General features: G+C 41.9%; 20 protein-coding genes. 9 read left to right on the top strand and 11 right to left on the bottom strand.

Translation table 11 applies throughout. The features are described 5' to 3' along the window. Positions 1 to 45: 45 nt before the first annotated feature. The 4 genes from tagD to FKN08_RS13010 form a co-directional block, all read right to left on the bottom strand. A complete protein-coding gene (tagD, locus tag FKN08_RS13025) occupies positions 46 to 504 on the bottom strand; it encodes a glycerol-3-phosphate cytidylyltransferase (protein ID WP_170892277.1) in 459 nt (152 codons plus the stop codon). A gap of 38 nt (positions 505 to 542) precedes the next feature. Further along, positions 543 to 1514 (bottom strand): Wzz/FepE/Etk N-terminal domain-containing protein, encoded by a 972-nt coding sequence (locus FKN08_RS13020; RefSeq protein ID WP_170892276.1) that lies wholly within the window; start codon positions 1512 to 1514, stop codon positions 543 to 545. A gap of 138 nt (positions 1515 to 1652) precedes the next feature. Beyond that, positions 1653 to 4355, bottom strand: coding sequence for an SLBB domain-containing protein (locus FKN08_RS13015; RefSeq protein ID WP_170892275.1), 2703 nt, complete (start codon positions 4353 to 4355; stop codon positions 1653 to 1655). 64 nt (positions 4356 to 4419) lie between these two features. Then, positions 4420 to 4938, bottom strand: a complete 519-nt coding sequence (locus FKN08_RS13010) for a porin family protein (protein WP_170892274.1) — start codon at positions 4936 to 4938, stop codon at positions 4420 to 4422. A 404-nt stretch (positions 4939 to 5342) separates the two neighbouring features. Here FKN08_RS13010 and FKN08_RS13005 point away from each other — a divergent pair, with 404 nt between their 5' ends. The 9 genes from FKN08_RS13005 to FKN08_RS12965 all read left to right on the top strand — a co-directional run bounded on the left by FKN08_RS13005 (position 5343) and on the right by FKN08_RS12965 (position 14725). After that, entirely contained in the window at positions 5343 to 5564 is a 222-nt protein-coding gene (locus FKN08_RS13005; RefSeq protein WP_005535462.1) for a hypothetical protein, read from the top strand. A gap of 68 nt (positions 5565 to 5632) precedes the next feature. Then, positions 5633 to 6313, top strand: a complete 681-nt coding sequence (locus FKN08_RS13000; protein ID WP_170892273.1) for a YjbF family lipoprotein — start codon at positions 5633 to 5635, stop codon at positions 6311 to 6313. Then, entirely contained in the window at positions 6310 to 7065 is a 756-nt protein-coding gene (locus FKN08_RS12995) for a capsule biosynthesis GfcC family protein (protein ID WP_170892272.1), read from the top strand. The genes FKN08_RS13000 and FKN08_RS12995 overlap by 4 nt, the downstream gene beginning before the upstream one ends. Next, a complete protein-coding gene (locus tag FKN08_RS12990; RefSeq protein WP_170892271.1) occupies positions 7065 to 9272 on the top strand; it encodes a YjbH domain-containing protein in 2208 nt (735 codons plus the stop codon). Before FKN08_RS12995 ends, FKN08_RS12990 begins: the two co-directional genes overlap by 1 nt. A gap of 148 nt (positions 9273 to 9420) precedes the next feature. After that, positions 9421 to 10362, top strand: coding sequence for an ADP-glyceromanno-heptose 6-epimerase (rfaD, locus tag FKN08_RS12985; RefSeq protein ID WP_048626024.1), 942 nt, complete (start codon positions 9421 to 9423; stop codon positions 10360 to 10362). Between the two features lie 127 nt (positions 10363 to 10489). Then, on the top strand, positions 10490 to 11479 hold the full coding sequence (gene lpxM, locus FKN08_RS12980; protein WP_170892270.1) for a lauroyl-Kdo(2)-lipid IV(A) myristoyltransferase: 990 nt from the start codon (positions 10490 to 10492) through the stop codon (positions 11477 to 11479). Further along, positions 11476 to 12534, top strand: a complete 1059-nt coding sequence (gene waaF / locus FKN08_RS12975; protein ID WP_170892269.1) for a lipopolysaccharide heptosyltransferase II — start codon at positions 11476 to 11478, stop codon at positions 12532 to 12534. The genes lpxM and waaF overlap by 4 nt, the downstream gene beginning before the upstream one ends. After that, positions 12528 to 13793, top strand: a complete 1266-nt coding sequence (gene waaA / locus FKN08_RS12970) for a lipid IV(A) 3-deoxy-D-manno-octulosonic acid transferase (RefSeq protein ID WP_170892268.1) — start codon at positions 12528 to 12530, stop codon at positions 13791 to 13793. Before waaF ends, waaA begins: the two co-directional genes overlap by 7 nt. Further along, entirely contained in the window at positions 13793 to 14725 is a 933-nt protein-coding gene (locus FKN08_RS12965; protein WP_167427004.1) for a glycosyltransferase family 52, read from the top strand. Before waaA ends, FKN08_RS12965 begins: the two co-directional genes overlap by 1 nt. 51 nt (positions 14726 to 14776) lie before the next feature. Here FKN08_RS12965 and FKN08_RS12960 read toward each other — a convergent pair whose 3' ends face one another. Genes FKN08_RS12960 through FKN08_RS12930 form a run of 7 tightly spaced genes read right to left on the bottom strand, consistent with a single transcriptional unit; the run spans position 14777 to position 21853 of the window. Continuing rightward, a complete protein-coding gene (locus FKN08_RS12960; protein WP_006742512.1) occupies positions 14777 to 15469 on the bottom strand; it encodes an acylneuraminate cytidylyltransferase family protein in 693 nt (230 codons plus the stop codon). Further along, positions 15469 to 16527: a nucleotidyltransferase family protein gene (locus FKN08_RS12955; protein WP_017449102.1), complete on the bottom strand. Its 1059-nt coding sequence runs from the start codon at positions 16525 to 16527 to the stop codon at positions 15469 to 15471. The genes FKN08_RS12960 and FKN08_RS12955 overlap by 1 nt, the downstream gene beginning before the upstream one ends. A gap of 19 nt (positions 16528 to 16546) precedes the next feature. After that, on the bottom strand, positions 16547 to 17200 hold the full coding sequence (locus FKN08_RS12950) for an acetyltransferase (RefSeq protein WP_167427005.1): 654 nt from the start codon (positions 17198 to 17200) through the stop codon (positions 16547 to 16549). Further along, the gene (neuB, locus tag FKN08_RS12945) at positions 17193 to 18266 is read right to left on the bottom strand and encodes an N-acetylneuraminate synthase (protein WP_006742515.1); all 1074 of its coding nucleotides are present in this window, start codon (positions 18264 to 18266) and stop codon (positions 17193 to 17195) included. The genes FKN08_RS12950 and neuB overlap by 8 nt, the downstream gene beginning before the upstream one ends. Positions 18267 to 18306: 40 nt before the next feature. Beyond that, positions 18307 to 19485 (bottom strand): UDP-N-acetylglucosamine 2-epimerase, encoded by a 1179-nt coding sequence (gene neuC, locus FKN08_RS12940; protein WP_025816926.1) that lies wholly within the window; start codon positions 19483 to 19485, stop codon positions 18307 to 18309. Positions 19486 to 19498: 13 nt separating this feature from the next. Then, the gene (locus FKN08_RS12935) at positions 19499 to 20650 is read right to left on the bottom strand and encodes a LegC family aminotransferase (RefSeq protein ID WP_170892381.1); all 1152 of its coding nucleotides are present in this window, start codon (positions 20648 to 20650) and stop codon (positions 19499 to 19501) included. 12 nt (positions 20651 to 20662) lie between these two features. Continuing rightward, the gene (locus FKN08_RS12930) at positions 20663 to 21853 is read right to left on the bottom strand and encodes a UDP-N-acetylglucosamine 4,6-dehydratase (RefSeq protein WP_006742518.1); all 1191 of its coding nucleotides are present in this window, start codon (positions 21851 to 21853) and stop codon (positions 20663 to 20665) included. Positions 21854 to 21869 lie beyond the last annotated feature (16 nt).

Here is a 21869-nt window from a genome sequence, read left to right as displayed (position 1 = left end):
AGTATAAGTTCATTAATCTATTAACTTTCAGTTAAAACATAACTTTTAAGTCATAGCTCTTACAATATCAATAACACTATGCAGTGAATCTTCAATCCTATCGAGATCAGTTTTCTTCAAAGATGACAAACTTTTTTTTATATCTGTTGTAGATATATCTTCGGTTCTAGGCAGGTAAATAACATTACAATAATCTGTTAAGTAATCAAACTTCCCTTTCCAATCATCGCCCATTGCAAACACATCAGCTTGAAAATGCTTAACATCATTAAGCTTTTGCTCCCAGTTGTGTTCAGGAAATACTTCATCTACATACCGACAAGATGCAACTATCTCAGCTCTCTCATTATATGAAAAAAAAGACCTCTTCCCCTTTAATTCATTAAACTCATCAGATGATATACCAACAACTAGTTTATCTCCGAGTTTACTCAATCGCTTTAATAACCTAACATGCCCAACGTGAAATAAGTCAAAAGTTCCATATGTAATTACTGTTTTCATTTTTAAACCCAAATATAACTTGTTCTGTTGGTGTATATTTATTTTTTAGTGTTGAATGAAAATCGTGCCAACACAATAGCCGATCCTAATAGTCCTCCAAACAACATTCCTAAGATACAAATCAAAGCTCTTTTGGGACTATCTTTTAACTCAGGAACAACTGCAGGATCTATTACACGAAAAACAAACTCTTCTTGTACTTCTGCTAACATTAAGCTCTTTGTTTGTTCTTCAATTAACTTGTAAAACGTGCTTTGCATATCTGCGACAGCAGTTTTTTGCAACTGTTTGTTTAAATAGGCAAGATTCTGCGACGTTTCTTTAATTGTTCTCTCTCTCATGACTTTATTAATATCTTCTATGAGCCAATTAACCCACTGCTCGGCGACATAAGGAGAGTAATATTTTATTGAAACTGTATATAATCCACTTTCTTCATTTTGATTAATGCTAAAAATTTCTTTACTAAAAACTTCAAATGCTTCTTGATACGTTGGTTTAGCTCCACGAAGCCCATCAGGCTTTCTAAGCCATTTATTATCAATGGAATCATAGACATCCTCATCTACTATCAATTGATTGGTGTTAATATCCCAACCCTTAACCGCCATCAGAGGCACTAACAAATCATGTTGACTTATAAATTGCTCTATAAACAACCTTGATTTCATCACCTGCACTGCCAACTCTGTTTGCGAACTTTCTCCACTACCTAAATTAACACCAGCCAATGCAGCAAGCCCACCTAGCTGACCAGCCATTTTGGATAATCCACCACCATTAGTGCTTTCTGAAGGAGCCAATAAAGCATCAGCTTTATAAATATTCGGCAAACTTAACGCTAGAACCAAAGCTCCAATTGTAAATAAAAGGGTTACTGAAAGAACAATCCACTTGCCCTTCCACAATGCATTAAACAATTCACGAAAATCAACTTCATTATCCAATTTAGAAGCATGATACTGAGGGAAAGCCGGATAACTGCTATTTCGTTCTTTTTGTGATTCCATTGTGTTCCAAATCCTAAGGTACTACGCATAAGTCTAAAGCAAACTCAACTTGGCAGGTTAAAAACTGACGTAGTATCAATGTAAATTAGGTGAGATAATCAGAGCCTGAGACTATAACCTCCCAAGCCCTAACTACTATTACTTCAACGCATTAATCGCAACACCAGTTTGGTACAAGATCTGCGTTGCTGCAGTCCACGTGCTTAATGCATCACGGTAATCGGTATCAATTGGCACAACGATAGTATCGCCAGCTTTTAATCCCTCTTGGTTGTTCCCGAACCAATAACCAGAAGAAGGCTTGTAAACAGAACCGTCTGCACGCACAACAAAAATACGATCTTCGTCTGCTTGTTTTTTAGCACCACCCGCTTTGTTTAGGTAATCGTCCACATCGAGTTTGTTGTCTAACAAGTAGGTAATTGGAACCTGAACTTCGCCCATGATTGATACCGTGTTGCGGAAGGTCGGAACAAAGAGGAAGTCTCCGTCCTCGAGCATAAAGTCCGCTGAACGCTCACCCTTTAAGATACGGTTTAACTGTACCACCATACGGCCAAGTGCTTTGCTGCGACTTGCTTCCTCAACAAATGCTAACGTTTTTTCTGGGTCTGAAATTACAGAACCTATATTACTATCTGCTCGAAACGTTTTCTTAGCGGTTTCTTTACGCATATCCGCTGCGTATTGATTTAAGAGCTTCTGCTCTTGTAAGCGTAATGCTTCACGCGTAAATATTGCTCCTTGAGGGTGAGCAAACTCGGTTAGACCGCCCGCTCGCTCCAATAATTCATTCAGAGTTTCCCCTTGACGCACGGTATAGGTTCCAGGGAAACGAACTTCACCCTGTAAAGTGACTGTACTTTGTAGCTTCACATTTGGCTTTTCTAGGATGTTCAAACGATCTCGGCCTACGATAATTACATCGTCCGAAGCACTGCCTTGGATTGCTTTACGCAAATCAATACGTTCAACATCAATATACGCACGCTCATCCGCACTATTAATCGCGGTTCGCGCTAGTTCTGCATTAATTGTGAATGCGTTGTAAGTCAAACCACCGGCTGCTTCAATAAGCGTTGATACCGTCATTCTTGGAGTGATCGGGTAGCGTCCTGGGTGCTTCACTTCACCAAAGACTTCAGCAATTTGAGGGGCTAGCCCCAAACGAGACTGTTGCTGAAGTTGTAACAACACTGGGGCAAGTAAAGTGCGACGAGTATTTTGCTTCAGCTTTTCAAAGTCTTCCTCTGTAATCTCTTTACCACGGAAAATGATTTTAGCTGGTTTCGCCTGCTCTGTGGCGTTCTGGTTGTTCAGCATACCGTTTTCTGAATGCGAAACGGCAACAGAAGAGCTCATCACTTCTTGCTCTTTCTGTTGTTCCAGCTCAGCTTGCTCTTGCGCTTGCTCCAATGTTTTTGCTTTTGAAACAGCCTCTTGTGTTGCCAATGTATCCAAATCTTCGTTATTAAAGCGGTTGAAAACCAATATACGATCTCGTGATTGTAACTGGAGGTTGTCTTGGCTACCTGGTGATAGAATTGCGTTGGCTAAACTTAGTTGGAACACTTCAATATCACGCTGTGGATTAATCTCTCTTACCACAACGGCATAGTTAACATCAGCTGTAGAATTAAAAGCTGAGTCAACAGATTTGAAAAGATCGGCAACACGAAGGCCATTGCGCCATTCCACATAGCCAGGATGACGAACATCCCCCTCTATCTGCACGTAACGAGTAAGCTCTTCGCTTTTTTTCAAGATCTTGATGGCGTCGCCATTTTTAACTTTACTCTGTCGATCTTGCGTTTTATTGAAATCAAGCGTCAAAGCCTCACGAGCGCCATGTGAAGCGTAGCGTTTTATCTCCAACTGCTCGACATGAGCATTCGCAGTAAAACCACCTGCCATCTGAATAAGTTGTTGGTAAGTTTCACTGGCCTTGACTTCATAAATTGCCGGACGGTTGATCTCGCCTTCTATAGACACGGTATCGTTAACGGAACCAATTAAAACAACATCATCCGGTAGTAAGCGCACATCATTACTTGCATCACCTTTTAGTAACAGGTCATACATATCCAATTTACGAATGATTTTACCATCACGCTTTAGCTGGATATCTCTCAGCGCCCCACTTTCACCAAAACCGCCGCTGTAATAAATAGCTTGTGAAATTGTCGTTAATGCGCTAACCGTGTAGGCTCCTGGTTTATATGCATCACCCATGACAAACACTTGCATGGTGCGTAATTCACCCAATGAGATATCACTGCGCACACCAATCATTTGCTCTTTTACACGTTGCGTCAGAGAGTCTCGAACATCAGAAAAGTGCATGCCAGCAACATTTACCGGCCCAAGTGAGGGAAAGTTGATTGTGCCCGCACGATTTACGCGTAAACGATGCGTTTCATTCTCCTTACCAAACAACTGCACAATGATTTCATCACCTGCACCCACGGTGTAATTTGCTGGCACAGGAACATCACTGATCGGAGCAAAAGTGCTTGGAGAACCAGCAAAAAGATCTAAACCAAAACGTTTAAGCTCTTCCTGCTCACCTTTTTTGAGCCATTGTTCTTCGATATTGGAAGATACAGCGCCACTAGATTCAGCTCTAGGTTTGATTACTTGCGGGTTTTCGTAAGGAGACTTGTTTGAAGATGAACTAGAAGGAATGGAGAAACCATATTTACTCGCCAAGGCCTGTTGTTGGTCGGCGGGTAGATTTTGAAACATTTTTATTTGTTCTGGAGTGGGTGTTTGTGCCATTGAATAAGACGCAAACGTACTTGCCAATATAAAAGCGGCAATAGAGAAATATCCTTTAAACATGGTATGTCACTATAATAATTGAATAAAAGACCCTAGCCCCAAGTTTGAGCTCTAGGTATTTAAATTAGAAACGGTGCTGAAAACCCAATGTAATCGAGTTAAGGCGAACTTGGTCTTCAGAGACGTTATCAACGAACTCAAATATCACCGCGCTTTGGTTATTTAAAGCGTAGTGCATACCTAACCCAAAACTAAATCCTTGTTCTTTGTGAGAACCTACATTTTGTAGATCAAGCTGAACGCTTGAATACCCAGCTAAACCATAAAGTGCAACTCGCTCTGAAACCGGCATATTCAACTTAACAAAGCCGCTCAAAACGCTATCAACGGCAAGACCACTGTCACGTTGAACTGATGTCCCATAACGTCCTTCGAGACCAATGTAGTCATTAAAGAAGTACCCGGCTTGCGCACTAAGAAGAAAAGGGCTTCCCTCTTTCACGGACTCAGAAGGTGAGCTTTTCAATTCGGCATTTGAGTAATTTACTAAAGCACCAGCGTAAAAATCTGCAGATGCTGAAAAAGAACTCAGGCTTAAGCCCAGTACACTAAGTATTCCTAAACAATGCTGTTTTCTTATCACGTAAAAGTTCCTAGTACTGGTAATAATATGGGCTGCCAAAGCAAAGTTAAGCGTGCTATGCAGGCCATTAAATACTGAAGAGTTGGCACGCTACCGCCCTGAGGCGTTGAGCGTAAGCCACTGTATCGCTTTCTATATGGTGTAAGTAAAAACGACCTATTGACTCCAAGCCTCTAGTGCTGGAGGAAATAGACCGACAAATTATGCACTCTTGATAGTTTATCAGCAAGCAAGGGAGCAAGATAACCGCACAATGTCACGCTGGTGTTAGAAATGAGATCGTAAGCCATAGCAAAATAAGAAACTATTTACATGCTAAGGCTTTTTTATCTAGAATATAATTTGGAGCATTTTTTATGCTACCAAACATCGATGTTTTTATACCGGATATACAAGGATTAATAATGAAGAATACAGCTCTAGCTATTCTTATGGCTCTAAGCGCATCAACTGCATTTGCAGCAGAAGAAGCAGGTTCAGCAGGCGCAGCTTCTGCATCTGCAACAGGCACAACAGCTGTAGCAGTAGGTGCAGCAGCAGCAGTAACTGTAGTAGCAGTTGCAGCGTCAGATAGCGACTCAACATCTACTTCAACATCTACTTCTACTTCTACTTCTACAAACTAATTTCGTTTTGTAGATAGAAGATAATCGCCCTGAATGACTCAGGGCGATTTTATTTGTAAGAGGGAATAATGAATATCTTCCGAACGTTTAAATGGATACAACCACTCCTCACTCTTCTGCTACTAAGTTTACTCTTTGGCTGCACACAGAAATTCAATGATGTTTCAGCAACCGTCCAAGAAGCTTACGGTAACTACATTGATGTAGAGATGACACCAGAAGAAATAAATGCTGTTCCATATGCCAGTGCCTACTTGAAACTTGGAAATCAAAAACAGGTGTTTGTTGTTTTAGCTTTCGCGGAACGAAACCCACTCAGTGGTAAAAAACAACTAAAATGGGTAAGCGCCGATAAAGCAATGATCGTTACGGAAAATGGACATATTGTCAAAACGATTGGTCTACAGAGTGGGGACTTAGCGGGCGTTTACGGTGACGTTCCAGATTTTTCTTTAGATTCAACCTCTGTCAACTACGCACTCTCATACGATTGGGCGACACAATACCGTTATGGCTTTCCAGCAAATGTAACGCGCTCTTACTCAGGCCAAGAAACGTTAACAACACCTATTTCTAGCACTATAACCAACGTATATAGAGAAGTTGTTGAGTTTAGTAGCCTTTCTCAAGCGGTCGAAAACTACTATTGGGTCAATGAACAAGGTCAGGTCGTTAAAACCTTACAACACTTAGGGCCAAATATGATTCCGGTTGAGTTAACTATTTTGAAGGGATATAGCAAATCATGAGCAAGCAACTACTCACATTATTCGGTTTGGTCATGCCGCTTTTGAGCATGCCTAGCTTAGCTCAAACAGAAACCTCTGCTATGCAACCATTAAATGTTGAATTACTAGAAGCAGGCAAACAGCTACAGTTCCAAGAGCCGGCTCGTCTAGAAAATGTGTTAGCACTAGCTAAGGAGCAAAACACCTCGCTGCAATACTCTCTTGGTACGACTTTGTTTGATAAATCAGAACGCGCCGAGAAAACCTCTACCGCTTTAAAAAACTCGGTGCTCAATCAAATGATTCAACACAATTTGGTTGCACACCCATTCTACAAATTCATTAAGAAGCAAAGCTTTGCTCCACGCTTACTGTCCGCGATCGATGTTGATAAAATTCGACTAAATAAATTCGACAACCCACTGTTGCGCGGCAATTACCTACTCGCAAGCCCTCTACGCGAGGAGAAAGTATATTACTTAGGAAACCTAAGTAGCGTGTATTCCGTTAAGGCGCAAGCAGGTATCCCTTTACAAAGACAAATAGAGAATTTGAAAAGTAACATTGGTGCGTTATCAACACCGCCAGTGTTGATCTACCCAGATGGTCATGTAGTTAAGCCGCATCATGGAGCTTGGTTAGCAACACAATATTACTTACCACCTCTGACATTGGTATATATCCCATTTGGTGAGCTTGAATACTCCGAAATGGACCAAGATATTGTCCGCCTACTCACTCAACTGATACCAAATGCTACAAAGAGACCATAATGATGCCAATTAGAAAAAGCTTAACCCTTTCTTTAATGGGCCCAGCATTGGTTTGGGCTCAAGAGATGCCGTTTGAGGCGCCCCCTTTACGACCATCCCAAACAGACTTCGGTGGCGTTGGTTTAATGCAAATGCCAACCGGACGTATGGCTCCTGAAGGGGAATTCAACTTTTCTGTCACTGGAAGTGATGAATACCTTTTTTATAATGCAACATTACAAGTTATGCCTTGGTTGGAGACGACTATTCGTTATACTATCGTTCACGACGTTCTTTACAGTGACCAATCAAGCTTTTCAGGTGACAGTGATTACACAGATAAAGGCATCGACTTTAAAGTTCGCCTATTAGAAGAATCCAAATACTTACCTGAGTTGTCTTTCGGCATCCGTGACTTTGCAGGCACTGGCTTATTTGATGCAGAATTTATTGCAGCAACCAAACGTTACTCAAACCCAAACTTAGGCACTTTTGATTTTACTCTTGGTATGGGCTGGGGGTACTTAGGTACTCGAGACAACATTTCCAACCCGGTCTGTAAAGTATCAGACAGATACTGCGAACGCCCGTCCGATTTTAAAAATAATGGTGGCAGCGTGGATTTTGAACGTATGTTTAAAGGCCCAGCAGCATTGTTTGGTGGTATTGAATACCAAACCTTACACGCCCCCCTTCGCTTTAAGCTGGAATATGACAGTAATGATTATAGTGAAGACTTTCCGGTTAACTCCTCTTGGGCGAAAACGAAAGTAGATATGACCCCCCATACACCATGGAACTTTGGTGTGCTCTATCGTCTAGGAATGGTCGATTTTCGTTTAAGTTATGAACGTGGAGACACGCTGGTCGCGGGCTTAACGCTAAACACTAATTTCAATGACATGCCATCATTCTGGCGAGACACACCAACACCAGAAGTAGAAAGCAATCAGCCAGAAGAACTGTCTGATGTTGACTGGGAACGTGTAACAGAAGATTTAGACAAAATTGCAGGTTACCAAAACACGCGCATTTATGTTGATGACAACACCGTAACTGTCGTTGGTGAGCAGAAGAAATATCGTGACCGTACAGAGGCACATGAAAAAGCGGCAGCTGTACTCCATAATGAAATGCCTGACGATATTGATACCTATGCGATCAATGAACGCAGCCGAGGCTTAGTCGGCGAACAAACGATTATTTCCAAAGAGAAATATCGCGACTTTACACAAGTTAATTACATCAATCCGAAAATAGAAGATGCAACCGAAAAAGCTAGCAATAAGCCTAGTGGAGAATCTGTCTATGATGGTTTTGAACGTTTTGATTGGGGTTTTGCACCTAAGCTTGTTCAAACTCTCGGTAACGCAGAAGATTTCTACCTCTTTAGTGTAGGGCTAAGCGGTAATGCCTCATACTGGCTGACGGACAACCTTGAAATTGGCGGTTCGTTATACTGGGATTGGTATAACAACTACGATAAGTTTATCTATGTCACTCCACCTGATGGCACTACCGTTCCTCGTGTTCGCACCATGTTCCGCGCTTACCAAAATGAACATGCTGTAACCATGTCAAACCTACAATTGACTTGGTTCCAAGAGTATTCCGATACCATGGATCAGCAATTCTACGCGGGTTATCTGGAGAGCATGTTTGCTGGAGTCGGTACCGAGTTTCTTTACCGACCACAAGGAGCTAACTGGGCGATTGGCGCTGACGTCAACGTAATTTCTCAACGTGATCCACAAAGTTACTTTGGTGTTTACGATGAGAAATGGCAAAACGTGCCAGAATATGGACGTCCGTTCCAAGTTATTGATAAAGGCTTCACTGGTTTTGTATCTGGTTACTACTACCCTCAATGGGATTTCCTACAAGATTTGATGATCCAAGTCGATGTTGGTCAGTTCCTAGCTGGTGATATAGGTACACAAATCAATATTTCTAAGCAGTTCAAGAGTGGCGTAATTGCTGGCGCCTTTGCCTCATTTACAGACTTGTCTGCGGACGAATTTGGTGAAGGTAGCTTTACTAAAGGTTTCTACTTGTCGATTCCGTTTGACATCATGACCGTTAAGCCAAGTAACAATCGTGCGAACTTTAGTTGGCAGCCTCTTACTCGTGACGGAGGGCAGAAGCTCGGCCGCAAATACAGCTTAATTGAGTTAACCGACGAACGAAATCCTTGGTATCAAAGGCCTAACCGTTCGGATGTGGAATAATAAAGTAATCAAGGGAGCTGCGGCTCCCTTTTTCATATCTAGATACTGAGCAATAGAAGACTCAAACCTATCTTCCTGCTTCCAATAGCGCTACTTTTCGTTTCTTGCTAGAATTCCTGAGAAAATTTTAATCTATGGTGGAAGTTCTATGATCATCGTAACTGGTGGCGCTGGCATGATCGGCAGCAACATTGTTAAAGCACTAAACGAAGCTGGTATTAACGATATCCTGGTTGTCGACAACCTAAAAAATGGCAAAAAGTTTAAGAACTTAGTTGATCTGGACATCACAGATTACATGGATCGTGACGACTTTCTGACCCAAATTATGGCGGGCGATGATTTTGGTCCGATTGAGGCAATTTTCCATGAAGGTGCTTGTTCTGCAACGACTGAGTGGGACGGCAAGTACATGATGCTAAACAACTATGAGTACTCAAAAGAGTTGCTTCATTACTGTCTAGATCGTGAAATTCCATTCCTATACGCTTCTTCAGCAGCCACTTACGGCGATACAGATACTTTCGTTGAAGAACGCGAATACGAAGGCGCACTGAATGTATACGGTTACTCGAAACAGCAGTTTGATAACTACGTTCGTCGTCTATGGCAAGACGCTGAAGAACATGGTGAGACTCTTTCTCAAATCACCGGCTTCCGCTACTTCAACGTATATGGCCCACGTGAAGACCACAAAGGTAGCATGGCATCAGTTGCGTTCCACCTAAACAACCAACTTAACGCAGGTGAAAACCCTAAATTGTTCGCGGGCAGCGAATCATTTAAACGCGACTTCGTTTACGTTGGTGATGTCTGTAAAGTAAACCTGTGGTTCTTAGAAAACGGCGTATCAGGCATTTTTAACTGTGGTACTGGCCGTGCTGAATCTTTTGAAGAGGTAGCAAAAGCGGTTATCAAGCATCATGGCAAAGGCCAAATTGAAACCATCCCATTCCCTGAGCATCTAAAAGGCGCTTACCAAGAATTCACACAAGCCGATCTGACCAAACTGCGCGCCGCAGGCTGTGATGTTGAGTTCAAGACGGTTGCAGAAGGCGTTGCCGAATACTTAACTATCCAAAACCGTTAAGCACCACAAGGTGGCAGAACCATAACCTGCCACCTTTACTCAAGTGCAATAGCCTGTATCATTCCTTAATATCTTTTTTCTCATTTAAACCACTTCGCCAGTACACGAATAGGTAACTAGACACGCCATGACCATAAAACGTGATGACTTCGACCCTAAAGCATATAACCCTGAGTTTAAGCGCCACTTCCTGTCGCCTAAGTACTGGGGCACGTGGTTAGGTGTTATCTTATTTTTACCTTTATCATTAATGCCACTAAGTTTACAAAAGTGGTTGGCGAAAACCATTGCCAAAAAACTGTCTAAATCCCACAAAGGGCCAGCTCACCGAGCGAGGGTTAACTTTGAGCTGTGTTTTCCAGAAAAGTCGTTCCAAGAACGTGAAGCTTTGATAGAAAAAACACTCTACACAGCGGCCATGTTCTTTTTTCGCTTCGGGTTACTAAGTTTACGCTCACCAAAGTGGCTTCAGAACCGTTGCCAAATTCGCGGCCTAGACATTTTACGACAGCACATTGATAACAACGAAAATGTGATTTTAATGGTTCCCCACTCTTGGGCAATTGATGTGCCTGCTATCTTGCTCGCTTCAATGGGAATGCCAGTTTCTGCAATGGCGAAGAAACAAAAGAATGATGTTGCTGACTGGCTGATGCACAAGCAAAGAGTTCAATACGGTGGCCGTGTTTATGAACGCTCCGGTGGTATTAAACCTTTTCTGAAATCCATTCGAGATGGCTACATAGGGTATTACCTACCAGATCAAGATCACGGCCCAGAGCATAGTGTGTTTGTCGATTTTTTTGCCACACGTAAAGCAACGCTACCTGGTTTAGGCAAAATTGCAAAACTATCACGCTCAAAAGTATTGCCTCTATTTGCGTCGATGAACACAGAAGACGGTACGTTTGATATTGAGATTTTACCGGCGTTTGAGTTGGATCAAGGCGAAGAGCAAGACGCTCGTACCTGTAATGAAGCCATTGAATATTTTGTCGGTGATAAACCCGAACAATATATGTGGGTACTGCAGTTACTGCACTCTCAAGAAGACGGCAATAACTATTACAATATCTTTAAGCCTAGATATGATACTGATTGGCAAGTAAATAAATGAAAAATATTTTAATTATTGGCCCTGCGTGGGTCGGCGATATGGTAATGTCGCAATCGTTATATATCGTATTAAAGCAACGTCATCCAGATAGCCAAATTGACGTTATCGCTCCAGGATGGTGTAAACCGATTCTTGAGCGTATGCCAGAAATCCACCAAGCGATTGAAATGCCTATCGGTCATGGTGAATTTAACTTATTAGGCCGCAGGGAAATTGGTAAATCATTACGCGAAAAGCAATATGACCACGCCTATATCTTGCCTAAGTCAGCGAAATCAGCACTGATCCCATGGTTTGCCAACATTCCTCTTCGTACTGGCTGGAAGGGAGAAATGCGCTATGGTTTATTGAATGACTTACGCCCTAACATGAAGTCTTTTCAGTACATGGTAGAGCGCTATGTAGCGTTAGCTTATCCAAAAGCAGAAATGGTGGACTCTAATTCTCTTGGCGGGCTTGAAACCTTACCTCGCCCACGCCTTGCAATCAACGCGGCAGAGCAACAAGCCACGCTCAAAAAGTTCAACTTAACGCAAGACCAACCAATCATTGGACTGTGCCCAGGAGCAGAGTTTGGTCCTGCCAAAAAATGGCCCGAAACACACTACGCTGAGGTTGCGACGCAAATGGCTCGATCTGGGCATCAAATCTGGTTGTTTGGTTCTCAAAAAGACTTAGAGACTTGTAACAATATCCGCGCACTTGTCCCGACGCAATTCCATAAGAACATTCATGTTCTAGCAGGACAAACCAGCTTAATTGAAGCGGTCGATCTACTTGCTGCATGCAAGACTGTTGTCGCGAATGACTCTGGCTTAATGCATGTGGCAGCTGCGGTTGGTTGCAATGTTGTTGCCGTGTATGGCTCAACTTCACCGAAGTACACACCCCCACTCGCAGAAAAAGTGGAGATTGTTCATACCGATATTGATTGTCGCCCTTGTTTCCAGCGCGAATGTCAATACAAACACCTTAAGTGCTTGACAGTACTTTCGCCTAAGCAAGTGCTAGATAGCATCCAAAAACTTGACGCCATTACGATAAGCTCATGTTAGTTCGTATTGTTTATACCTTACTACTCGCCCTAGCGTCACCGCTGCTTTTATTTGGTTTGTACAAGAGCAAACCAAATAAGCCTCAGTTTGGCTCTCGCTGGAAAGAGCACTTTGGCATAACTCCCAAGCTAAAAAGCAACGACAAACCTATTTGGATACATGCCGTATCTGTTGGTGAAAGCATAGCAGCGACACCTTTAATTAAAGCCCTTAAGGAACAAAACCCCGAACAATCTATTCTAGTTACTACAACAACGAGTACGGGAGCTGAACAGATTGCTAAGTTGGGTGATTTAGTTGAACACCGCTATATGCCAATTGACTTTGGGTTCGCTATCAAAGGTTTTCTTAAAGCAGCACAACCAAAACAGATGTTGATCATTGAGACTGAGCTGTGGCCAAACACGCTTCACAATGTTCACAAAGCGGGTATCCCTATAACTGTCGTGAATGCGCGCCTATCTGAAAAATCGTGTAAGAACTACGCCAAAATACAGCGGCTTTTTAACCAACTTCATCCATGCCTAACTCAAGTACTCTGCCAAACAGCTTCAGATGCCGAGCGCTTTGAACGCTTAGGCGTCGAGAAAAAGAAACTATCCGTTACCGGTTCTATTAAGTTCGATATTCAAATATCAGAGCAAGTGAAACAGCAAGGACAGCAGCTTCGAGCCCAGCTTGGAGACGATCGTCCGATTTGGATTGCCGCTAGCACCCACAAAGGCGAGGACGAACAGGTATTAGATGCACATAGACAAGTTTTAAAATCTCATCCAAATGCTTTACTCGTTTTGGTTCCTCGCCATCCAGAACGATTTGATGATGTATTCACGCTTTGCCAACAGCAAGGCTTTAACACTGTGCGTCGTACTTCAACGCATGCAGTAGAGACAAATACTCAAGTATATCTCGGCGATACTATGGGTGAGATGCTAACGTTGATGGGTGCAGCAGACATCTGCTTTATGGGTGGCAGTCTAATCGGAGATAAAGTCGGTGGACACAATGTGTTAGAGCCAGCAGCTCTGGGAGTACCTGTAATCACCGGACCAAGTTATTACAATTTTACAGAAATTGTTAATCTTCTTAAAAAACATTCGTTCTGCAATATCATTACAAAAGTTAACGAACTCAGTAACTTGATAGATAATCACTTTTCATTAAGTACAAACTCTATAAGTTTGCATAGTGCAAATTTCATCGCTAATTATACAAATGTTGTGAATAAAATAGTAACAATAATCTTTGAGAAAAAATAATGAAAAACATCATTACGTATAAGAGAATTCAATCTAATTATGAGAACGTATGTTACGTAAACTCAATTTTCGCACTTTTTTTATACTTATATATTAATAAAGGGGGCCATAATACACTGTTCGTTAGCCATATTGACTTCCAGGCTCTGTTAGCGAATAGTAAGTTAGATAACGTAGTCATTGTTAACACTAAGCTCAACAAAAATTGGGACTCTTTTCTTTACAAAATGGGACTTCTACAATATGACATTACAACTCTAATTAAAAAGAAAAAGTTTTTTGGTCACGATCACCTAACCTATGCGTTTCTATTCGATTTATCTCATGGCTCAGTTCTAGAAGATGGTGCTGGAAACTATAATGGCCCAATACCATTCAAAAAAAGAGTAAAACGCGCTTTAAAAGGCAGAGTTGTCTCTCCTTTGGGCTATGGAAATAAAATAACTAGCATCTATTTATCAAAACCAGAACTTGTAGACTCTCAATTACAAAGCAAAACAAAAGTCTTCGATGTTGTTGATATGTTGGACTACACCAGAAATTTTAGTTTGCAGATGATCCTAACGCACAGCTTCGAGTCTCTTAGTGGAAAAAACATTTTATTTACTCAACCTATCAGCGATCTGGTGACGGAAGATGGAAAAATAGAGCTGTACAAAGAAATTGCTGAGAAATATAACATTACAGTAATAAAGCCACATCCTCGCGAATGTACAGATTATACTAAGCACTTTTCTTGTTTGGTTCTAGATAAATTTATACCAGCTGAAGTTCTTATTTCTCCAGATGATAAAAATATTCATCTTTATACTTTGAACTCAACCTCTGTACTGAACCTAAAAGAGGTCAATGATAATATACAAGTTGATTTACTTGCACAGGATCTACACGATTTCCTTACTCAATGGAAAACAGACAAAAACCTGAAATAAGAAAATTTGAACCATTAAGTAATATAATGCCTTGTAACAAGGCATTATATATCAGTTCGTTTTGCCCATAAAAAACTCAGCCAATTCAAAATCCAACTTCTGATCGATATCAAAAGAGACTCGGTTATCCATGACATAGGCGTATGACTTAGCGGTATAATGAATTTTTTTTTGTTCCAGCAGATCTCTGGCATCAAAAATGTATATCGCTCCATTTAGTCGGTAAAACTCTCCGAGGTCTTGTGAACGATTAAGTGCTTCTGGCCTCAAAAATCCCCCCATCGAACCATCTTCCGGAAGCGTGTTCGACCATAGCGGGGAGTGCTCACATGGTGTAACAGAAACCACTGACAAAGCTTGCTTTTCTATGAACAACTCCAGAGCTTCATTAATGTGCTGAGTGGTGCGTAAAGGGGATGTCGGTTGTAACAAGACAAGTATCTCATCACCTTTACCAAACTTTTCAAGCGTGTAAATCAACACACTTTCTGTTTTCGCTGTATCAGAAGCCAAATGTTCCGGCCGCAATTCAGGAACTTCAGCCCCGAATTGTAATGCAATATCTGCGATTTCTTGATCATCAGTACTCACCAAGACTTTGTCGATGTATGGGCAATTATTCGCAGCATCAATAGACCAAGCAATTAAAGGTTTACCGTTTAGCGGTAACACATTTTTTCTAGGCAAGCGCTTACTACCCCCACGAGCAGGAATGAGCGCAATTACTTTTTTACCATCGATCACTACAGTACACCTAACGTATGAATATCTGCTTGAGCGCGATTAAAATCATCCATTCTACCAATGTCAAGCCAGTACTCGTGAATTGGAAACATGAGTACATTTTCACGTTCATTCATATGTTGCTCAAGTAAAGTCGGCATATCAATATGATGATTTTTCGGTACGGATTGGATGACTCTCGGAGATACAACGTATATTCCGGCATTAACAAAAAAACGTTGGATTGGTTTTTCTACCATGCTGGTAATTCTATTGCCATCGCCATTGATGACACCATACGGGATCTGATAATCATATTCACGGACACACATCGTTGCATCAGCTTGATTTTCTGTATGGAACTCCAGAAGTCTCTGAAAATCAACTTTCGTTAAGACATCGCCATTCATCATTATTAATGGCAGGTCTGCTGGTAAGTCCTTAGGTAGCAAACCCAAAGCACCGCCAGTACCTAACGGAGACTCTTCATAAACGTAGGTGATATTTACCCCGAGCTTAGAGCCATCACCAAAATACTGCTCAATCTGCTCCGGCATGTAATGAGTAGAAATATAGAAATTAACAAAACCAGCCTTAATGAAGCTTCGAATAACCGTTTCTAAAATAGGCTTACCACCAATTTTGAGCATTGGCTTAGGACATGTATCAGTCAGAGGTTTCAACCGAGTCCCGAAACCACCAGCCATGAGAAAAACGGGATTTTGATAGGTTGGTTGGCGTAGCGCACCGTGCAAAGTTTCTAAACCAACCACTTTTCCGTTTTTTATCAATGGAATAGAAAGAACGCTACGGCTCTCCATTGCTGAAATTAACTCTTCACGAGGGGTGTTAATATTAGCCGTCAATGGGTTAGTGTTCATCACTTGCGCTACATCAGCAGTCAAAGGCAAGTTTTTAAGCAACCCACGACGAATATCACCATCCGTAACGACCCCCAAAAGATGGTCATTATCGTCAACAACTAGCACAACTCTCAACGCTTCATTGTTTATAATTTCTAACGCATCAAGTAATGAACTGGTTGGCTTAATTAAAACATTTTTCCAACAATGACTCATGCTTAACCTATTTTCTAAATCATTTAAAACTTTTCATTGTTACCCTATATGGGTAACAGATCGTATCCATTGGCACATTTTGAGTGATTGTCGCTCCAGCACCTACAATAGAGTTTGTATCTATTCGGACGTTTTGAATCACCGTAGCCCCAGCTCCAATATAAACATTATCGCCAGTCAGAACTTGACCACACAGTGTTGAACGAGGGGCCAAATGGTTAAAAGATCCAATATCACAGTCATGCTCAACTATAACGCCAGTATTCACTATTGTATGGCGACCAATTCTGGCTCCGGCTTGAATAATGGCACTGGAAAGAATTTGCCCCCCCATATGAACTTCCGCAAAAGGAGATACTTGAGCAGAAGAGGCAATCACTGTTTCGAACTGGTACCCACTCGCTGTATAAAACTGAGTTAGCTTGCTTCTTAAGCCCGATTTGGGGAGAGCACCAATGCCATTGACTAGCAAAACTTCGTTACAATCAAACCTAAAGACATCTTCGTCTTTGCGAAAATGGGGTAGCTCGTTAAAAATGCCGCGCTCACTCAGCTCATCCGGGCAAATAACCGCCAAGATCTCTCTTTGCTGCTGTAGAAGTACATCCACTAGTACACTAGCGTGACCACCTCCACCAATAATGACGAGAGGCTTCAAGCTCTTTTTATTCAAAGATTAAATCTCCTGCTTGATAAGCCTTACTGGCTGGCTTATCCAGTAGTTCCCAAAATTTATAAGGAGAAAGGCCCGTGCCAGGGCGTTTTATAGTCAGGTTATCCTGAGTAAAAACTTCACCTACAGCGATGTTCGTCGCTGCAATCAAGCTCTTCCTAGCTACCGCTTTGTTCTTTACCTCAGAAACCGTTGGGCTTTTCACTCCAACACCTAACGCAACTTCCACCTGACGAATAGCTGAAACCATTGCAGTCAACTCGCTCGGCTCGAGCGAAGCTTTATGATCTGGCCCTTCCATATTCTTATCTAAAGTAAAGTGTTTCTCTATTAGTACCGCTCCGCGAGCAACAGCCGCAATTGGGATTGTGATACCTTCACTATGGTCAGAATAGCCAGCGGGTAGTTCAAAGGCGTTAGCAAGAGTATCCATAGCCTTAAGGTTTATCTCTTCCATTGGTGCAGGGTATTCTGTCGTACAATGCAGTAGCGTCACTTTTGCTTTTAAGGCTTTTTGCCCCACTTCAGAGGCATAAGCTTTTTGAAAATTTAGCTCACTTGGCGTGGCATTTTGATCAGCAGTGTAACCAAAAGCAATCACTCCCAAAACAGCTTCTATTTCCGAGAGTGTAGCCATTCCTGTAGAAACAATGAGATCACAACCTGTACGTGCATGTTCTAAAACTAGAGGGGCGTTAGTAATCTCGCCCGACGGTATTTTTAATCGGGTAAGATTCAAATCGTTAACAAGGAAATCTAGACTCTCAGAGTCAAAAGCTGTCGATAGAAACTCAATACCGATTGACTGACAATGCTCTACTAGTTGGTGATGAACATCATAAGAAAGTTCTAACCGACTAAGCATCGCAAGTTGAGACTCTTGCTTTTGCGTATTTGCTACTTGATATTCAGCTTGCTTTGCTTCAGCTGTAACTAAGTTTTTAGCTTTAAAAGTTTGAAACTTAACAATATCAGCACCAGCTTTATGCGCCGCATTGACTAGCTCAAATGCCAACGTCTCATCACCATTGTGATTTACACCAGCTTCAGCAATTATTAATGTCATAGAGTCTCTTTATATCGTCTTTAAATCTACAATGGGATAATTATACATTATCAAAATCTAGGTCGAAAAAGGCTTTACTCGGCTCAAAACGCAAAGTCTTAATCATGTCAATCACCTGCCCGCTTGTATCGCCTTGCCCATAAGGATTTAAGACAACCTCGTTGCTATCGCTTTTGTAAGCTCTCTGCACAGCCGCACTTATTGAAGCAGAAATATCTATCTGATTAGGCTTACAATTTAGGACACTCTTGGCGGCCAAACGCCCTTTTTGTCTTGAACCAATATTAACGGTAGGTACATCAAAAGCAGGCACTTCGATAATCCCACTCGAAGAATTACCAATCACAGCAGCTGCATGCTTTACCGCACTCAAGTAACGTACTTGCCCAAGAGATGGAATAGCTAATACACGTTGTGGGTTAGCTTGAGCATATTGTTCCAAAATAGGGATAATACGTCGTCCTCCATCATCAGCATTCGGATAAGTAAGGATTACTTGATGATTGGGAAATTCATCTAATGCGCCTAAAAGCGCTTGAAAGCTTGCCTCAGGCTTCTCATCACCTAAGGTCACTGGGTGATATGTAACCACAAAAAATGGTTGAGTTAGGTTAAAGGCAAGTGACTTAGCAAGCTCATCTACCGTCATAAACGTTGCGCGTTTTAGGTGGTCTAGACCGATAGCACCCACATTTTTTACTCGGTCGGGCGACTCACCTAACTGAATAACACGCTGCCTGTAATCCTCTGTGGACGTAGCATGCAAATAGCTTAATTTGGTAATGGCATGGCGTATTGCATCATCATACGCTCCTTCAGTGATCTCCCCACCGTGCAAGTGAACAATAGGGATACGCAGTATCATTGCCGTTTGTGCTGCGGCAAGAGCTTCAAATCGGTCGCCTAAAATGACCAATACATCAGGTTGCAGTCTTGAAAGGGCATCAGCAAAGCCAAGTACTCCTAGTCCCATACTTTTCGCGGTCCCAACTGCCGAATCGGATGAAAGTAGAATCTCAATTTTTTCATCAATGACAAAGCCATCTTGCTCTATTTGATGATAAGTTTCGCCAAACTCTGGCGAAAGGTGCATACCAGACACCAAAAGCTGAAGTTTCAACTCAGGATCATCTTGAATATCCTTTAGAAGCCAGTAAAGCAGCCCGTACTCTGCTCTCGTCCCGGTAAACACGGCGACTTTCTTTTGCTGCTGTGTCATGTTTAATCTTGCCTTAACGATTTAGTGCAACTGGAGTGCTTGGTAAGTTAATTAAATGCGCCTCGATGAACTCTGAGTGACTTAAATCACCTCGCAGTGCATTTTCAAACATCGGCAAACGATGCATCAACTTCCAAATTGGACGAGTCATCACGCCCGCGGCATTAGTCTCTTGTAATATCGCTTCTCGCGATTCGATATCCGGACAAATGATCGCATTGAGCCAGTAGTTTGAGTGTGCGTACTCAGGCTCAGTCACAAACTGAACATCGCTACCAGAGAAGAAAGCTTGATACTGCTTTGCTAACTCACGCTTTTGTGCCAAGTACGTTTCTATCACTTCCATCTGCGCACAGCCAAGTGCAGCATTTAGATTTGGCATACGATAGTTAAACCCAGGTTCATCGTGATAAAACTCATAAGGATGAGGTACTTTCGCGGTCGTAGTCACATGCTTAGTGTGTTGGCCTAACTCTTTGGTCTTACACAACACTATACCACCACCACCTGTCGTAATAATCTTATTGCCATTAAAGCTAACCGCACCAAAATCACCAATCGTTCCAGTGTGTTGACCTTTATAAAAAGATCCTAAGCTTTCTGCCGCATCTTCAACCAAATTAAGCTGCCACTTGTGACAAATCGCAATCAATTCATCTAACTCAACGGGATGACCAAACGTATGCATGGGCACAACAGCCCTAATGCGTTGACCCGTTGTTTGATGAAAACACCCTTCCTCTGTAAGCTTTGCGTGTTCCATTAAGTAAGCATCAACCGCTTTAGGGCACAAACCAAGGCTAACTTTTGAAACATCAACAAAAATAGGCTCGGCCCCCATATGATAAAGGGCATTGCAGGTAGCCACAAAAGTGAGGGCCTGAGTGATCACCAAATCACCACGTAGCACACCTGCCATATACAGCGCAGCATGCAATGCAGCAGTACCATTAACAGTTGCTACCGCTTTTTCACTGCCAGTGTATTGCTCTATTTTCTGTTCGAATTGATCAACAAACTTACCGACGCTTGATACAAAAGTACTGTCAATAGTCTCCATCACATACGCTTTTTCATTGCCTTGGAAAGCTGGCGCGTGTAATGGAATAAAGTCTTCGGTTTTATACGTATCTTGCACAAATTCAACAATCGATGTTGGATTCATCATTCGCTCCGCTTACATCTTGCTGTCTAGGTATTTTCCCGTTTCTTTGTGGCCAAAGTCGGGAATCATGGTAAAGAACAATTCTACAATTTGCTCCTTGCTCCACTCACGTTTATCTTTCATCTCAGCAATGCTTTGCTCGAACAAAGTCAAAAGAGCTTGTTCGAAAAGAGGTTCATTTTTGATGATGCCTAAGTTTTCAAAGCGTTCCATATCAAGGACTTCTTTATCCGTGAAGAACTCCTCAAAATCTTTCTCACCCGTAGTATCACTTTCTGTAAACAAGCAAGGCCATTTACCTTGCTCAGGTAAAGTTTTCGCCAGTTCACGAGCCTCATCTTCACTGCTACAGAGATATGGTTCATAACCCAATTGCTCTAGATATTTCACTGCAATATCAGCAAATGAAATTAAGTGAAGCGCTTCACTCAATTTAGGGAAAAAGATGTCTCGGTTTTCACCAAAAATACAAGACATCAGGCAGAGCTCACCCGACTCTTGTGGCGTTACGAAATAGCGCTTTATGTCATTAGGAGCAACAATAGGTTGACGCTTTTGAATACGTTGATTGAAGCCGTGCAGTAAAGAGCCGTCAGAAAATGCGACATTGGCAAAGCGAGCGGTTGAAATCGACATTTGCTTACTTCTACGCATCAAGAACATCTCCATAATGCGCTTAGACGCTCCCATCATATTGACTGGATTTGCCGCTTTGTCTGTCGATACACAGAAATATTTCTTCGCTCCAGATTCTATTGATTGCTGGATGGTCTTATCTGTATTGAATACATTCACGTCGATCATACGCATAAGTGTGAAAGGATCTTTTTCACTGCGCACGTGTTTCAGCGCTGACAAGTTCAGCACGTAGTCAAACTGCCCATCCGATTTGATAAACGCATCGTACTCAATGGAACCAATATCCAATGCGAATGTTTGAAAATCGCCATCAATGTAACCAAAAGAGCTACGAATATCACGAACCAACTCAACCATATTATTTTCACTAATATCAACAACATGAAGTTTCTTTGGGTTACGTTTAAAAATCTCTTTCGTGACCGCTTGACCAATAGAGCCCGCCCCACCTAAGACAAGAAAGCGAGATTCAGAGACAATCTTTGACAATTCAACTTCTTGATTTGAGATGTCTTGAGTGAATAAAGCATCGGTACGACCGATAAGAGAGAGAATATTGCTCATATTTAGCCTTGAAAAT

Origin of the sequence: Vibrio sp. 1-2 (7-a) (assembly GCF_013048515.1) — a bacterium.
In the GTDB taxonomy this organism is placed as follows: domain Bacteria; phylum Pseudomonadota; class Gammaproteobacteria; order Enterobacterales; family Vibrionaceae; genus Vibrio; species Vibrio diabolicus.
This window is presented reverse-complemented; position numbering and strand designations above follow the sequence as displayed.

Coding starts and splice junctions, on each gene's coding strand:
- neuC (WP_025816926.1), bottom strand. CDS start 19,485: ATGACACAGCAGCAAAAGAAAGTCGCCGTGTTTACCGGGACGAGAGCA.
- FKN08_RS12935 (WP_170892381.1), bottom strand. CDS start 20,650: ATGAATCCAACATCGATTGTTGAATTTGTGCAAGATACGTATAAAACC.
- FKN08_RS13005 (WP_005535462.1), top strand. CDS start 5,343: ATGAAGAATACAGCTCTAGCTATTCTTATGGCTCTAAGCGCATCAACT.
- lpxM (WP_170892270.1), top strand. CDS start 10,490: ATGACCATAAAACGTGATGACTTCGACCCTAAAGCATATAACCCTGAG.
- FKN08_RS13020 (WP_170892276.1), bottom strand. CDS start 1,514: ATGGAATCACAAAAAGAACGAAATAGCAGTTATCCGGCTTTCCCTCAG.
- tagD (WP_170892277.1), bottom strand. CDS start 504: ATGAAAACAGTAATTACATATGGAACTTTTGACTTATTTCACGTTGGG.
- FKN08_RS12930 (WP_006742518.1), bottom strand. CDS start 21,853: ATGAGCAATATTCTCTCTCTTATCGGTCGTACCGATGCTTTATTCACT.
- FKN08_RS12995 (WP_170892272.1), top strand. CDS start 6,310: ATGAGCAAGCAACTACTCACATTATTCGGTTTGGTCATGCCGCTTTTG.
- waaA (WP_170892268.1), top strand. CDS start 12,528: ATGTTAGTTCGTATTGTTTATACCTTACTACTCGCCCTAGCGTCACCG.
- FKN08_RS13015 (WP_170892275.1), bottom strand. CDS start 4,355: ATGTTTAAAGGATATTTCTCTATTGCCGCTTTTATATTGGCAAGTACG.
- FKN08_RS12990 (WP_170892271.1), top strand. CDS start 7,065: ATGATGCCAATTAGAAAAAGCTTAACCCTTTCTTTAATGGGCCCAGCA.
- neuB (WP_006742515.1), bottom strand. CDS start 18,266: ATGACATTAATAATTGCTGAAGCTGGTGTAAATCACAATGGTGATGAG.
- rfaD (WP_048626024.1), top strand. CDS start 9,421: ATGATCATCGTAACTGGTGGCGCTGGCATGATCGGCAGCAACATTGTT.
- waaF (WP_170892269.1), top strand. CDS start 11,476: ATGAAAAATATTTTAATTATTGGCCCTGCGTGGGTCGGCGATATGGTA.
- FKN08_RS13000 (WP_170892273.1), top strand. CDS start 5,633: ATGAATATCTTCCGAACGTTTAAATGGATACAACCACTCCTCACTCTT.
- FKN08_RS12955 (WP_017449102.1), bottom strand. CDS start 16,527: ATGAGTCATTGTTGGAAAAATGTTTTAATTAAGCCAACCAGTTCATTA.
- FKN08_RS12965 (WP_167427004.1), top strand. CDS start 13,793: ATGAAAAACATCATTACGTATAAGAGAATTCAATCTAATTATGAGAAC.